The 13,620-nt window shown below is 67.4% G+C and carries 10 protein-coding genes; 5 read left to right on the top strand and 5 right to left on the bottom strand.

Annotation, left to right across the window (positions count from 1 at the left end):
• Positions 1-85: 85 nt before the first annotated feature.
• Positions 86-1,492: an alpha/beta hydrolase gene (locus D7Y04_RS09265; RefSeq protein WP_121758984.1), complete on the bottom strand. Its 1,407-nt coding sequence runs from the start codon at positions 1,490-1,492 to the stop codon at positions 86-88.
• Between the two features lie 584 nt (positions 1,493-2,076).
• Here D7Y04_RS09265 and D7Y04_RS09260 point away from each other — a divergent pair.
• Together D7Y04_RS09260 and D7Y04_RS09255 are read left to right on the top strand one after the other, a co-directional pair.
• Positions 2,077-3,585: an HD domain-containing phosphohydrolase gene (locus D7Y04_RS09260; protein WP_121758983.1), complete on the top strand. Its 1,509-nt coding sequence runs from the start codon at positions 2,077-2,079 to the stop codon at positions 3,583-3,585.
• A 51-nt stretch (positions 3,586-3,636) separates the two neighbouring features.
• Positions 3,637-4,602, top strand: coding sequence for an alpha/beta hydrolase (locus tag D7Y04_RS09255; protein WP_158627472.1), 966 nt, complete (start codon positions 3,637-3,639; stop codon positions 4,600-4,602).
• Positions 4,603-5,371: 769 nt separating this feature from the next.
• Here the strand turns inward: D7Y04_RS09255 and D7Y04_RS09245 are convergent.
• Complete coding sequence (locus D7Y04_RS09245) at positions 5,372-6,301, bottom strand: LysR family transcriptional regulator (RefSeq protein WP_121758981.1); 930 nt, start codon at positions 6,299-6,301, stop codon at positions 5,372-5,374.
• A gap of 34 nt (positions 6,302-6,335) precedes the next feature.
• On the opposite strand from D7Y04_RS09245, the gene D7Y04_RS09240 reads away from it, so the two are divergent.
• The 3 genes from D7Y04_RS09240 to D7Y04_RS09230 all read left to right on the top strand — a co-directional run bounded on the left by D7Y04_RS09240 (position 6,336) and on the right by D7Y04_RS09230 (position 8,770).
• Positions 6,336-7,211, top strand: a complete 876-nt coding sequence (locus tag D7Y04_RS09240; RefSeq protein ID WP_233601329.1) for an SGNH/GDSL hydrolase family protein — start codon at positions 6,336-6,338, stop codon at positions 7,209-7,211.
• The gene (locus D7Y04_RS09235; RefSeq protein ID WP_121758980.1) at positions 7,208-8,047 is read left to right on the top strand and encodes an NAD(P)H-binding protein; all 840 of its coding nucleotides are present in this window, start codon (positions 7,208-7,210) and stop codon (positions 8,045-8,047) included. Before D7Y04_RS09240 ends, D7Y04_RS09235 begins: the two co-directional genes overlap by 4 nt.
• A gap of 165 nt (positions 8,048-8,212) precedes the next feature.
• Positions 8,213-8,770 carry a dihydrofolate reductase family protein gene (locus D7Y04_RS09230; RefSeq protein ID WP_120599088.1) on the top strand — a complete coding sequence of 186 codons (558 nt, stop codon included), beginning with the start codon at positions 8,213-8,215 and terminating at the stop codon, positions 8,768-8,770.
• Positions 8,771-9,093: 323 nt separating this feature from the next.
• Here the strand turns inward: D7Y04_RS09230 and D7Y04_RS09225 are convergent, their stop codons facing one another.
• The 3 genes from D7Y04_RS09225 to D7Y04_RS09215 all read right to left on the bottom strand — a co-directional run bounded on the left by D7Y04_RS09225 (position 9,094) and on the right by D7Y04_RS09215 (position 13,514).
• Positions 9,094-9,675: a hypothetical protein gene (locus D7Y04_RS09225; protein WP_147477070.1), complete on the bottom strand. Its 582-nt coding sequence runs from the start codon at positions 9,673-9,675 to the stop codon at positions 9,094-9,096.
• 240 nt (positions 9,676-9,915) lie between these two features.
• On the bottom strand, positions 9,916-10,341 hold the full coding sequence (locus tag D7Y04_RS09220) for a hypothetical protein (RefSeq protein WP_121758978.1): 426 nt from the start codon (positions 10,339-10,341) through the stop codon (positions 9,916-9,918).
• A gap of 689 nt (positions 10,342-11,030) precedes the next feature.
• Positions 11,031-13,514 carry an FG-GAP-like repeat-containing protein gene (locus D7Y04_RS09215; RefSeq protein ID WP_121758977.1) on the bottom strand — a complete coding sequence of 828 codons (2,484 nt, stop codon included), beginning with the start codon at positions 13,512-13,514 and terminating at the stop codon, positions 11,031-11,033.
• Between the last annotated feature and the right edge of the window lie 106 nt (positions 13,515-13,620).

Below are 13,620 nucleotides of genomic sequence, written 5' to 3'. Positions count from 1 at the left end.
GCCACGGACGGAAGCCGGGCTGCCTCCTCGACCACCGCGAGGCCGCAGCCCGTCCTCCGCACAAGCGCCGGGCGAGTGCTCGACGTCAAGGCTTCGCCTTGACCTCCAGCCGCTCATCGCGGAGCGCTTCGCCCTTCAGGAAGGCCTTCATGCGCTCGAGGATGCGCGGGTCCGACTGGAAGAGGCCGTCGTGCCCCGCGCCCACCAGCACCAGGTGAGCGGTCCGGGAGAGCCCGGGGCGCAGGGCCTCCGCGTTGTCCGGGCTCGTGCGCCCATCCAGGGTGCCGCTGATGAGGAGCACGGGCACCGCGGCCTTCAGCGGACCGCGGAAGGACTCGCCCAGGTCGCTCACGCCGGGCACATCCCCTGCCCGCAGTGCCCCCGGGTTGGCGCTGCCACCGAGCAGTGCCTTCGCCGCTTCCCTCTCGATGAGGGCGTGTCGCGCCGGGCTCACGCCGGAGGCCGCGTCCATGGCGACCGACATGGGCTCCAGCCCCCCTTCGCGCAGCTGGCGCGCGAAGGGCGCCATCGGCGCATAGTCCCCGGCCTCCAGCGCCGGAAGCAGGGTGAGGAAGCGCCGGAAGGTGGCGGGGTCTCGAAGGGATTCGAAGGTGGCGCGCTGAAGGTCGAAGTGGCTGACCCGACAGGTGTGGCGCTCACCCTTCGCCGGGTCTGTGAACGCAACGGTGCGGGGCTCGCGCTTCAGCGACTTCAACAGCTTCGCCAGCCGCGCTTTCAGGCCCGGCCCGCGCTCGCCCTCGGCGCGCAGGACGGCCTCCCAGCGCTCGAGCAGGGCCTCCGCGTGGGCAGGCCGCTTCCAGGTGTCGTCTGGCCCCTCGATGCCGGCGAGGATGACGTGGTCCACCCGCTGTCCGTGGCGCCGCAGGTAGGCGAGGCCCAGGTGGGTGCCGTAGCTGATGCCCCAGAGGTTGAGCTTCGGCGCGCCCAGCGCCTTGCGCAGCACCTCCAGGTCGTCGGCGTTCTCCTCCGTGGTGTAGGCGCCCAGATCCACGCCGGCCGTGGCCCAGGTCCGGCTCGCCTCGGCGGCGGCCTTCTTCACCGTGGTGGTGAGCAGCGCCTCGTCCATGCGCTGCTCGAGCGGGATGGCCCAGCGCTGCTCCAGATCTGGATGGGGGTTCGACTGGCCGGTGCCGCGTTGGTCCAGCGCGATGACGTCGGCCACCTCGCGCAGGGCGAGGAACAGCTCGAAGCGGACGCCGCGTGCGGCCTCGATACCGGAGCCGCCCGGGCCACCGGCCAGGTAGACGATGGGGGCCGCGGGCGAGGGGCTCGTGCTCTTGAAGCGCACGAAGCGCAGGGGCAGACCCGGGCCCTCGGGGCGGGCGTGGCGCAGGGGCACGGTGACAGTGCCCAGCTCGGCCTGAACGCCGCGACCGTCGCGGGCCTGGAAGGCATAGGGCTCCAGTTGGAGTCCCTGGGCCCGGGCGATGGACAGCGGAAGGATGAGGGAGAGCAGGAGCACGGCGCGCATGGGCGTTCCTCCGAGAGCGGGGCGACTGCGAGGAGAATGCAGTGGCCCGCGCGGCGCGTGGGGTGCCGGTCGCCCAACGTCTCGCGGCGTCGCCGGAGTGCGCGTGGGGGGTTGAGCTCCTGTGCCGACGAGGTTCGGGTTCCTGCTGTCTGGCGAAGACTAGCTGCTCCGGCAGCGACTTCTTCCCGATGAGGGGGCAAAGGCCCGATGGCTGCCTTCTCGGCGCATACCGCTGAGCACATCTGGAAGCCACGATTCGAGCTCGCGCCGCCCACCAGGCAGGGGCAGACAAGCGAATCCGCCCTTGGATACCGAGCTTCGGCAACAAGGGCTTCCTGACGGGCAAGATCGACCCGAGCACGACGTTCGATTCGACCGACTTCCGCAGCACCATCCCGAGGTTCCAGCTTGAGCACACGGACGCCGCCAGCGTCGCGCTCACGGCGAACGAGCCGCGCAGCCTTGATTCGGCGTCACGCGGCGCCCCGCCCCCAAACTGGCGCGCATCCGCCAACTGGCCGATGCGCGCCGGGGCAGCAACCGCTGTGCTCCGGGCACTTGCTCCGTGCCAAGCTCTTCCCGTGATGAACCTGCGCCAGGATCCGGTGGCTTCGCTCTCCGCGCTGTCCTCCGTGCTCGACCTCGCCAATGGACTGGAGGGGGAGAAGAGCCTGCTGACCGGTCTGTTCGCGCTGGAGTTGGCGCTGGACGGCGGACTGTCCGAGGACGACGCCCGGGCCGCCTTCTACGTGGGCCTGCTGCGCCACCTGGGCTGCACCGCCTACGCGGCCGAGGAGTCGCGGCTGGGAAATGACGTCCACCTGCGCCGCAACCTGCTGCGCGGGGACGCGGGCCGCCCCGAGCATGTCGTGCGCTCCGTCCTGGATGCCAACCCCAGTCTTCCCCGCCGCGCCGTCGGACTGGCGCGTCTGCTGACGTCGTCGCGGCGACTGCGCTCGGAATGGTTCGCGGAGGCATGCGGCGCGGCGCGGCTGCTCGCCTCCGGCCTGGGGCTGGACACGCGGGTGCTCCAAGGGCTGGATGAGGCCTACGAGCGCTGGGATGGCACGGGGGGGCCGCGCCTCCTGGGCGGCACGGACCTGCATGAAGTCGGGCGCGTCGCGCAGGCGGCGCATGTGGCCGTCGTCTTCTTCGTCGGCTCGGGCACAGCCGTCGCGCAGGAGGCCCTGGCGCTGCAATCCGGGACGACGTTGGACCCGGCGTGGGCGAAGCGGGCCATGGCCGAGACCGCCTCGCTCCAGACCTTGTCGGATGCGCGCATCGAGGCGGCGGAAGAGTGCCTGCTCGAATCACCTCCCACCATCGACGCCACCGCGCTGGCAACGACCTTCGGGGACTTCGCGGACCTGCAGAGCCCCTTCACCCGCGGTCACTCACGGCGCGTGGCGGAAGCGTGCGCATCCGCCGCGCCCCGCCTGGGCCTGGACGCGGCGGAGCAGGCCACGCTCCAACTCGCGGCGTATCTGCACGACCTGGGACACGTGACCCTGCCCACCGGCCTGTGGCTGCGACCCGAATGGACCCCCTCGGACCGGGAGGCGTCCCGGGCCCATGCCCACGCCACCGAGCAACTGCTCACCGCCACGCCCATGCTGCGGGACGCGGCGAAGCTCGCGGGCGCGCATCACGAGCGACTGGATGGCGGCGGCTATCCCCGGGGCCTCGCGCCCGCCGCCCTGTCCCGGGCCGCGCGACTGCTCGCGGTGGCCGACGTCTGGGTCGCGCTCCAGGAGGAGCGCCCCCACCGTCCCGCGCGGACCGCCCCCCTGGCAAGGCATGCCCTGGAGGCCGAGGTGAAGGCGGGCCGGCTGGACGCGGACTGCGTCGCGGTGGTGGCCGGGACGAAGCATGTCCGGCGCGCGCCGGGCCCTGGCCCCACGTCCGCGCTGACGCCCCGAGAGGTGGACGTGCTGCGCCTGCTGGCGGGCGGAGCGACGAACAAGGAGATCGCGGAGAAGCTCGGGGTGTCGGACCGCACGGTGCAGCACCACACCATCCACATCTACGAAAAGCTGGGCGTGAGCACCCGCGCGGGCGCCTCGCTGGTGGCCGCGCGCACGGGCATCGTGTGATCCGCCATCTGGCCGATGTGGGCCGGAACACCGCATGGTGCATTGGGCCCCATGAACAAGCCCTTCCCCGTCGTCCCCTTCTTCACCGCCCTGGCCGCGCTCGTCCTGTTGCAGGGCTGCGCGGCCTCCACCGCGTGCCGCACGCGTCTCGCCACGTCCCCCGGCTTTGAGCGGACCGCCTCTGACGGCATGTGCCTGAGCAGCGTCCGGTGGGAGCCCGCCCGTCCGCCCGTGCGCGGCGTGGTGGTCCTCATCCACGGCCTGCGGGACTACTCCGACCGCTACGGCCGGCTCGCGGAGGCGCTCCAGGCCCAGGGGTTCGCCGTCGTCGCGCAGGACCACCGGGGCCACGGGCATTCCGGCGGGGACCGCCAGAGCATGGAGTCGATGCAGCAGTTGGTGGATGACGTGGATGGCGTCGTCCAGGATGCCCGCGCGAGACACCCGGACGTGCCGGTGGTGGTGTTCGGCCACAGCATGGGCGGACTCATCGCCACGCACTACGTGCTCCAGCACGCCCCCGGTGTGTCGGGGCTCATCCTGAGCGGCGCGGGCATCGTGCTCCCTCCCGGAGTGTCCGGCTTCGACACGCGCCTGGCGAAGATCTTCGGCACCATCCTCCCCGGCCTGCCCGCGCAAGACCTGGACAGCCAGATGTTCCTGCACGACGGCCCGGAGAAGGAGCGGTTCCTCACGGATCCCCTCATCACCCACGAGAAGCTGCCCGCGCGCTCCGCCAAGGCGCTCATCGCGGCCATCGAAGCGCTCGAGGGGAAGTTCCAGGACCTGAAGCTCCCACTGCTGGTGGTGCACGGGGGCGAGGACGTCATCACCTCCATCGATGGCAGCCGCGCCCTGGTGGCACAGGCCACGAGCACCGACAAGCGCCTCATCATCTACGAGGGCCAGCGCCACGACCTCGCGCACGAGCCCGACGCGGCCAAGGTCGTCGGAGACATCGTGAGCTGGGTGGAGGCCCACGTCCCACCGAGCGCCGCCGCGACCGTAGCCCCCTGACAACAGCCGTCGGGTAAGCGGGTTGTGCCTACCCAAAATTCAGTCGCTGCGTCATGAGCGCGTCAAGGCTGTGTCAAAACGCGCGTCATGACGTGAGCGATGCGCATGACGAGCCGCTGGGTCCTCCCTTCCGTTTGATTGGCGTCGGAATTACGCCCGGCGCAAACGCCTCAACACCTCTCTACCTGCGTGTGGACACTCCCCACCCTTCCTGCGAACACAGGTAGGCTGGTGCAGCACGCGCGGGTCAACGAGGGTGTTGTTGGAAGGACCGAGACTCTACGCAGCGCGGCGCTCGTACCGGTGGTGGAGCCCGAAAACTCCCCGCAGCTCTATCACCTTGGCTCCGTGCTCCGGGCCCTGCACCTCACGCGTCTCGGGCGCATCTTTCCCGAGCGACAGGTGCGTCCGGCTCGCGTTGGAGTAGCGCTGGGACTCGCGCAACAGGCGCCGAGCGTGGGCTTCGTGGAGGATTCGCCTGTCCCGGTGACTCACAACCACAAATCCCAACAGCATTCCAAACGTCGCAGCAGGTACCCGGTGATCAACTGTCCTGGCTGTTGACCAACGGAGCGCAGGCTCGCAACGAGCGCCGAATGGGGCGCCTCCTTCTCCGAGCAACAGCATCACGAGCCCGCTGGCGGCGAGGAGCCCGAACCACGGTTGCCGAGCCGATCCGCGGCCTCGACCACCTCGTCCGCGCGAGCTTCTGGGGGCGCGAAGAGCTGCACGCAGCGACGGGGAGACGGTTTTCACGAGCAACTCCCGGTCAGGTCTCGCGAGCGCTGCGGACCAGCTGAGTGGCGGGAAGCTCCGCAAGCAGGTGGTCGATGCAGGTACGCACCGCCGCCGTCAGCGACCGATGGGCGCGGTAGAGCAGATAGACACCGGCAGCCTCCCCTTCCCAGCCTTCCAGGACTCGAGCCATGTGCCTCTTGTTCACATCCTGGGCGCACAGCGACTCGGGGAGCATCGCGATGCCGACACCCGCGAGCACCGCGCGATAGGCAGCGGAGAACTCGCTCACGTAGAGGCGCGGCGCGAAGGTGAAACGTCGCTTCGTGCGACCTTGGGCGAGCGTCCACGTTGCGTGGCCGTCCGTGGCGCGCGTCGCGATGCAGTCATGAACGGCGAGCTCCTCGACTCCGCGAGGCGTGCCGTGCTCCTTCAGGTAATGCGGGCTCGCGAACAGCAACTTTCTGGTCATTGGGCGGACCTCGCGCGCAACGAAGTCGTCGGTGTCGTTCAATTTTTCCGTCATGATCGCGATGTCGAAGCCGCTGTCGGGGTCGGGGCGACGTCCGTCGATCTCCAGGTCGATCGACACCCCCGGGTGCTTGGCGAGGTACAGGTAGACCACGTTGGCGACGGCGGCTCCGAAGGCGGTCGGCGCGGCGATGCGAACGCGGCCGCGAGGTTCATCCTGGAGTTCGCGAACCCGCCCGGTGCCTTGCGCGAGGTCGTCCATCGCGCGTTCGGCATGGTCGAAGTACTTACGCCCCGCGTCCGTCAGGCGAAGCGTCCTCGTCGTGCGCTCGAGGAGCCGCAGGCCGAGCGCCGACTCGAGCCGGGCGATGCGGCGGCTCACCGTCGAGACGGGAACCCCGCGCTCACGAGCAGCGGCAGAGAAGCTCCGCCGTTGCACCACTCGCACGAGCAGAGCGACGTCGTTGAGGTCCAGGTCTATTTTTGCACGCATGATAAGAGTCCGTTTCCGATTGGCATACTAGTGCGTGCTCGTCCCGTCCGGTATCTCGTTGCGCATGACATGGTCGACCGAACAGACGCGCTGGCTCATGAAGGTGCTTCAGCCAGAGCAAACCGTGGCATCGCTTCCCGGGGCTGCGGCACTCACCGAGCCGATGCGTGCGGCGCTGCTCGGCCTCGCTCCGGACGCCTACTCCGCCGAGCTCGGGCGCCTGCGGGCAGGCGCGAAGGAGGCCGCGCGCGAGCTGCTCGCGGATCCCTCGGTGGGCGCGATGGTGGACCGCCTTCCCTTGCGGCCCGGGGCAAGGGTTCTCGCATTCGGCGATAGCCACACCTCTGATCCGCAGTCGTGGGCAGTGATCCTGAACGAGATGTTGGCCGCGCGCCGTCCCGCGGATGGAATCTCGATCGACGTCAGCGCCGTCGCCGGTGAGACGACAACGCACGGCCTGATTCGAATCGGCGGGGTCATCGCGAGGAATCCAGACTGGATCTTGTTCTTCATCGGAATGAACGACGCTCGAACACAAGGCCCGACGCCGAGCAAGACGCTCGTCGCGCCCGAAGAGACGGCGCGCAACCTCGCGGAGCTCCGCAAGCGCGTCTCCCGGGAGACGAAGGCGCAGTGTCTGTGGGTAACTCCTCCCCCGGTGCTCGAAGATCGCGTGTCGAAGCATTGGGGGTTGTCCCGCTTCGGGGTTCGCTTCCGCAACGAGGACATCGCCCGCGTCGCCGAGGTCATTGCCGCCTTCGACGAGCCCGCGATCAACCTGTTCGCGAGGCTCGGCCTGCCACCCCCGCAGGAGCTGCTCATGGAGGACGGCCTTCACTTCACGCAGGAGGGGCAAAAGAGAATAGCGCTCGAAGTCGTGCGCGGCTGGGCCGGCGCGAGGGCGCGATGAAGTATCTGGTCACGGGCGCGACCGGTAACATCGGCTCGGGGGTAACCCGGTGCCTCCTTGCACGGGGCGATATCCCGTGCGTGTTCGTGCGCGACGCGAAAAAGGCGCGAGCGCTTTTCGGGAAGCGCGTCGAAGTCCGGGTCGGCGATCTGGCCGGTTCGCGCGCCTCTCTCTCCGCCGCCCTCGCCGGGATCGATGCAGTGTTTCTCCTGAGCAGCGGTCCCAAGCTCGGTGTCCGGGATCGCGCGTTCGCGCTCGCCGCCAGGGCTGCCGGGGTAAAGCACCTGGTCAAGCTCTCGACGCTGGACGTGAGCACGGGCGTGGGGACCGGCCCATGGCATGCGCGCGGCGAGACCGCCGTTCGAGAGAGCGGCCTCTCGTTCACGTTCATCCGGTCGGCGGCGTTCATGTCGAACGCGCTCGGCTGGGCCGATTCGATCGCCTCCGAGGGCGTGCTCCGTTCCTCCGCGGGCGAGGGGAAGATAGCCTTCATCCATCCGGACGACATCGCCGAGGTGGTCACCAGCGCCCTGACGACGCGCGAGTACGTCGGGGAGTCTTTGGTGATTACGGGGCCGGAGGCGCTGAGCTACGGCGAGATGGCCACCCGGATCGGCGCCACCCTCGGAAAGACGGTTCGCTTCGAGCCGCTCTCCGATGAGGAGGCCCAGGCGGGCGTTGGCAGAGGCCCGTACGCTGCGGCGCTCGTCGACATCTGGCGCGCGATCCGCGAAGGGCGGATGGCGCTCGTCAACGAAGGAGTGGAGCGCGTCCTCGGACGAAGGCCGCTCTCCTTCGACCGCTGGGTCGTGCAGCACGCCGACGCGTTTCGCTGATCGAACAGCTTCGGTAGGCGCCCTGTGCCCACCCAGAATTCGAGGGCGGCATCATGCGCGCGTCAAAGCCGCGCCACGACTGAAGCGGATCAAGCCCACCTCAGCGACAAGTTCCGCGACGGCGTGCCGTTCCATCGCCAGGAGTGTATGGCTTAGACTCGCCGCATGGGACTCTTGACCTTCAGCATCAACGTCACCCTGGACGGCTGCGTCGACCACCAGGAGGGAATCGCCGACGACGAGACACACGCCTTATTCACCCGCCTCATGGACGAGGGCGGGGCGATGCTATGGGGCCGCGTCACCTACGAGATGATGGAGAGCTACTGGCCGGCGGTCGCCCGCGGCGACGAGGAGGCACCGCCGGCGCTTCGCGAGTGGGCGGTCAAGCTGGAGGCCAAGCCGAAGTACGTGGTGTCGTCGACGCGAAAGGACTTCCCGTGGACCAACAGCCACCACATCGCAGGCGACCTGCGCACGGGCGTGCAGCAGCTCAAGGACGCGACCCCGGCCGGCGTGCTCCTCGGTAGCGGCAAGCTCGCAACCGAGCTGGACCGGCTGGATCTGATTGACGAGTACAAGTTCCTCGTCCACCCCAGGATCGCCGGCCACGGCCCGACCCTGTACCAGAGCGGGCTGCCCAGCACGCGACGGCTCGAGCTGGTCTCGGCGAAGCCGCTCCGCTGCGGCGCGGTCGCCATGCACTACCGGCGCGCGCGCTGAGACGCCCGTCGCTCTGAGTTCGGGGAGCAAAAAAGAAGGCCCTGCCCTCATCCGGCAGGGCCTTTTTGCTTTTCCACGGGCCTCGCGATGAACGTCGCGGGGCCTTCGTTCTGGGGTCGGCTGGGCCCAAAACCACGGACCGGGCCAGAGTGGAACTACGAACCGAAGCGCATTTCCTGCCGCTCCTCAATGCAGCCCTGTTTCAAGATGCCCACTTTTAGAGGAGAGTTGGCTAGACACCATGGTCGGACAAACGCCGGACCCGATGCGGCCACAGACCTTTTTGACGCACGGAGGGCTCCGACCGCCTTCCCTCCGTCACCTCAGAAACAATAGCTGTAGCAACCGGCCTCGCAGTTGGAGGTGCCCTGGGGCCTACAACTGTTGGAGCAGAAGTAGTAGGCGCAGTTCTGGGTGTCGTTGGCCTTGTTGGGGTCGGAAATCCCATGGGCGTCGCACCCGCTCACGTTGCCGTCCCATGTCCTGCAAGCGAAGGTCTCGCTGTCAGCGCTATTGCAGTACGCGGAACAGCCGGCCTCACAGTTGGAGGTGCCCTGGGGCCTGCAACTGTTGGAGCAGAAGTAGTAGGCGCAGTTCTGGGTGTCGTTGGCCTTGTTGGAGTCGGAAATCCCATGGGCGTCGCACCCGCTGACGTCGCCGTCCCAGACGCTGCAGGGCGCAGACTCGTCCGCGTTGGGAATCGCGCTACAGAACGAGCCCTGCGAGTAGTTGAGGCAGCTCAGCGACGGAACCGGCGTGGCACTGGATCTGCCCGTCACCCAGTTCCAGAAACCGCCAGATTGATACCCCACCCAGCCCATGCCGCGGGCGTAGTAGTAGGTCTCACCAGCGCCGGGACCCGCGGTGATCGACATCTTGATGACGTCCGTGAACTTCTTGTTCAAGGGTGCCGGGCTCGTGACCGAGTCGAGATGCTGCACGGTGATGGTGTTGCCCTGATTGTCTCCCTCGTGCCAGGAGTCGCAGTCAGTGCAGTTGTTCTCGTGTTTGGAACGAATGTGGCTGACGAAACTATAGGTGCGCACCTGGTTGTCGAGCGGAATAAACCGCGGGATGCGCGGTCCCCCCAGGCTGGTATTGGCTGCGTCGCGAGGGGCCTGGTAGGCGTAATCGCCCTGAGTGCCCTACCACTGGCGCTTGCAATCCGTTGGGACTCCCTGCCCGCCGCACTGCTCATCACAGTAGTCGGTGTTGTCCTGGGGGTTCAGGTACGCGAAGGACGAGTCCGTCCAAAGGCGAATGTAGCTCCCATCCGCGGTGAACTCCTCGAAGTCCTTCCCGTCTGGATTCTTGACGTAGACGAACCGCGCCGCTCCATTGAGCGTGCCCATCGGGATGTAGCGAAAGATCCCAACCCCACCGTTCGAGTCCTTGGTGGCGTAGCCGACAGCCGCACTGCAGCTCGGGATGACGTAGTGAGCGACATCAAACTGGGTGACGAGCTGGCTGGTGGTCTCCTGCACCGACTCATCGGAGAATTCGGGCTGAGCCTCCCCGGCATCCTCATTGCTCCAGCACCCGACGGCAAAGAAGGCGCTCCATCCGAGCAAGGCTGCCTTCATCGCGCGCGAGACGGAACGGCAACGTGTCGCACGTGCCGGAGTGGATTCCACCGTGAGCCTCGAATTCCCATGCGTCCTGTTCATACACCCTCCGCGTAGGTGTTGCGTTCCAAAGACAGATGAAGTCGGCACGCGATTGAAGAGCCCTCACGCTGATGCTCGACTGCGGACCCGGTGACGGCTCAATGCGCTTGCACCGGCCCTGCTGGCGCGCAAAGTGTCATCCCAATACAGCATCGGCAACAGAAAACCGGATAAGCCGCTTAAAATGCAAGCGGGTGATTTCAGACTCGCTCGTGTGCGTCGCTGGAAGCGCCTCTACGGGCGGACTGCAACTTAAGTCGATATAACAACACCTGACGAAAGCGCGGATCGGGCTGGTTTGCGACAAGTGTCGTCCCGAGCTTGAGCGCATGCTCCGCGAACTCGTCCCCGTCGTCTTCTGGCAGAGCTGCGGCGGCTCTGTCCTGACACTTGTCAGGCGCTGTTAACCCGGCAGGGCCTTCTTGCTTTTCGCAACCCTCCGCAGAGAGACTCGAACAGGATGTCTCGGCGGGAGCGCCACGGAACGGGGCGACTCCCACTGGACCCGAATTTCCGGTAGCCACAGGCCCATGTGAAGAGCGCCCGGAGTCGAGACGATGCTCGGCCTCCGGGCGCCCTGGGGGCTCAGCGATTCACTTCACATGGAAGGCGAGGTCGTCCACGTCCGTGGTGCTGCCGCCGGGGCATGCGCCCGACAGGGTGGAGGGACGGAGGACCGCCCGGACGGCCTGCGTGGTGCCTGACGGGAGCGTATAGGTCTTCGTCACCCACGCGTACCCGGCGCTGGACAGCGTCGTCGTGCCCAGGCTCACCCAGGTAGGGCTCGAGGCATTCGCCGCGCGGAAGATCTCCAGTTGCTCTCCCGCCGACGAGGCATACGCGCTGACCTCGACACGCACGCTCTCGCCCACCGCGAGCTCTCGGTCCACCCGCGGCGTGATGACAGGGTTGTCGACCGTGGTGACCCGAACCCGCTCGATGGAGGGATGGGAGAGGTAGTCGCCGGAGGCGCCATCCGCGCAGGTGCCTTGCAGGGTGTTCGGCTGGTTGGCTTCCGGGTGCACCCCTCCGCGCCCCTCGTAGAAGCTCCCGGAGTCACAAGCCGTACCCACTGTCGAGCAGTACCCCACCTTCAGCACCGGATCGAACTCCGCGAGCCGGGTGGTGGCGGGCATGCAGGTCAGCCCCGCCGCGGCACGCGCGCACACGTCCGCGTAGCTGTCTCCATTGACGTCGCCCAGCGCGAGCGTCGCGCCGTACTCCTCGCCCGACCAGTTGGCGGCATCTCCGAAGTTCGTGTTGAGGACGTAGCGGTAGTTCCTGAAGGAAGTGCCCGTGGAGAAGGCGCAGACGATTCCCGTCGAGTGCCGGCCGCACACGTCCGCGTAGCCGTCCCCATCCACATCGCCCAGCTTGATGGACTTGTAGCGCGACGGGCTCGTGGCCCACCCCGACGCGTCATCGAAGGCCATCTGCGTCCAGAGGGACGGCGTGCCGAAGCCGCTGCCCGTCGACAACGCGCACAAGATTCCGTCAGGACCCCGGACGCAGAGGTCGGCGAGGTTGTCGTTGTTCACCTTCGCGAGTTGGAAGGTGGTGGCGTACTCCGGCTGCGACCAGGACGACGCGGTGAATGCCGAACTCCACTCCGCCGCCGCCGCGAAGGTCGTCCCGTTGAAGAGGCTACAGACGATCTTGCCGTTCGCGTCCCTGCCACAGATGTCCCCGTATCCGTCCCCATCGACGTCCCCGACGCGAATCGAGCCGTAGCGCGCCTCCGCGGCGTTCCAGCCATTCGCATTCGAGAACGACGTCGAGGGCCAGGCCGAGGTCTGGAAGCCCCCTGTGAGCGCCTTGAAGCAGAGGTAGCCGTCGACTCCGCGAATGCAGGCATCCACCTTGCCATCGTTGTCGATGTCCGCGAGCTGGAAGGTCGTGCTGTACTCTCTCGGCTTGTAGCCCAGGGTGTCCGACACGATGGAGAGCCACAGCGCCTCCGTCCCCATGGAGCCGTCGGCGTTCGACAGGGCGCAGCGGAGGCCCGCGCTGCCTCGACCGCAGACATCGGCCCGGCCATCCCCGTTGATGTCTCCCAGTCGGACGGTGCCGTGGTAACCGATGTCGGTGTTCCACAGGTCCGCGTCGGACAGGTAGGTCGTCGTCCAGTTGGTCGGTGACGGGAAGCTGAGCGTTCCCCGGACGCCCGGAATCGCGTCGAGCGGGACGAAGACATACGGGGTTCCCGACCTGGCCTTCAGCTTGGTGACCAGGGACACCACGAGGTCGTAGGACCAGGTCGTTCCGGCGAGGCCCTCTACCGGGCTTGCGTCGTGCAACTGCAAGATGCCCCGCTCCCGGGGGCCCGCCACGGTGCCTGCATCAGGGTTGGTGACATACGGCTTCTCACCTTCATAGATGTAGCTGTCGGCACACGCCGCGGGCGTCCCGCCCAGCTCCGCGCAAGCCCAGTCGTGGGCATCCCAGTCAAAACAGAACGGGCCGGCCATCTTGGACAGCAGTGGATCATTCCGGAGGTAGTTCGCGACCGCCGCCGACCCGTCGCAAGCATTGACGCCGTTGTGAGGATCCTGCCCCCACTTGTCGCCGGGCGCTCGGAAGAAATACATGCCGTCGCTGATGTGGGGATCAAGAAGGACCTGGGTATTGTGAATCGTGGCCGCCTGGGCCCCCGGTGCACCGCCATCGCTCGGATCGTGGCTCGGCAGGTCCTCATGGAAATAGGTGTGATTGGCGACGCGGTGGCCCAGCGCGACGACTCGTCCGGGGAAGTCGGGACGGTCGAAGCACACGCCGTCGCTAATCCCGTCAATCCGACAGCCATTGACGAAGAACGTCGCGCGAATCCCCTGCTGCTGAAGGTACTCCGCGATCATCACGCTGGTGTTGCCGCCATCGGCGCGGTCGATATCCGGACCATCGTCGAACGTGAGGGACACTGTCCTGTACGGCAGCGGTGAGTTTTTCTGGTAGGGATGTCCGATCTGTTCATGCGTCAGGACGCGGTCGGTCCGACTTGCCGTCTCGGCCTCCTTGGCCGGGGCGGATTGAATGCAAGCAACGCTCAGCAGGAGCGGAGTCAGGAGGAGGATTTTCATTGAGTTTGTGTGGGCCGTGTTGGGGGCCGCCTCATCTCCTATCACTCACGTCCGGCGCCCCCAACGCCTCGTGTTGCGTCATTCATATCGTCGGACGGTCTACCCA

Source organism: Corallococcus sp. AB038B, assembly GCF_003668955.1.
Taxonomy (GTDB): Bacteria; Myxococcota; Myxococcia; order Myxococcales; family Myxococcaceae; genus Corallococcus; species Corallococcus exiguus.
This window is presented reverse-complemented; position numbering and strand designations above follow the sequence as displayed.

Excerpts from the sequence above, each read along its gene's own strand:
- D7Y04_RS09230 (WP_120599088.1), top strand. The coding sequence starts at position 8,213 with ATGGGACTCTTGACCTTCAGCATCAACGTCACCCTGGACGGCTGCGTC.
- D7Y04_RS09255 (WP_158627472.1), top strand. The coding sequence starts at position 3,637 with ATGAACAAGCCCTTCCCCGTCGTCCCCTTCTTCACCGCCCTGGCCGCG.
- D7Y04_RS09215 (WP_121758977.1), bottom strand. The coding sequence starts at position 13,514 with ATGAAAATCCTCCTCCTGACTCCGCTCCTGCTGAGCGTTGCTTGCATT.
- D7Y04_RS09265 (WP_121758984.1), bottom strand. The coding sequence starts at position 1,492 with ATGCGCGCCGTGCTCCTGCTCTCCCTCATCCTTCCGCTGTCCATCGCC.
- D7Y04_RS09235 (WP_121758980.1), top strand. The coding sequence starts at position 7,208 with ATGAAGTATCTGGTCACGGGCGCGACCGGTAACATCGGCTCGGGGGTA.
- D7Y04_RS09260 (WP_121758983.1), top strand. The coding sequence starts at position 2,077 with ATGAACCTGCGCCAGGATCCGGTGGCTTCGCTCTCCGCGCTGTCCTCC.
- D7Y04_RS09245 (WP_121758981.1), bottom strand. The coding sequence starts at position 6,301 with ATGCGTGCAAAAATAGACCTGGACCTCAACGACGTCGCTCTGCTCGTG.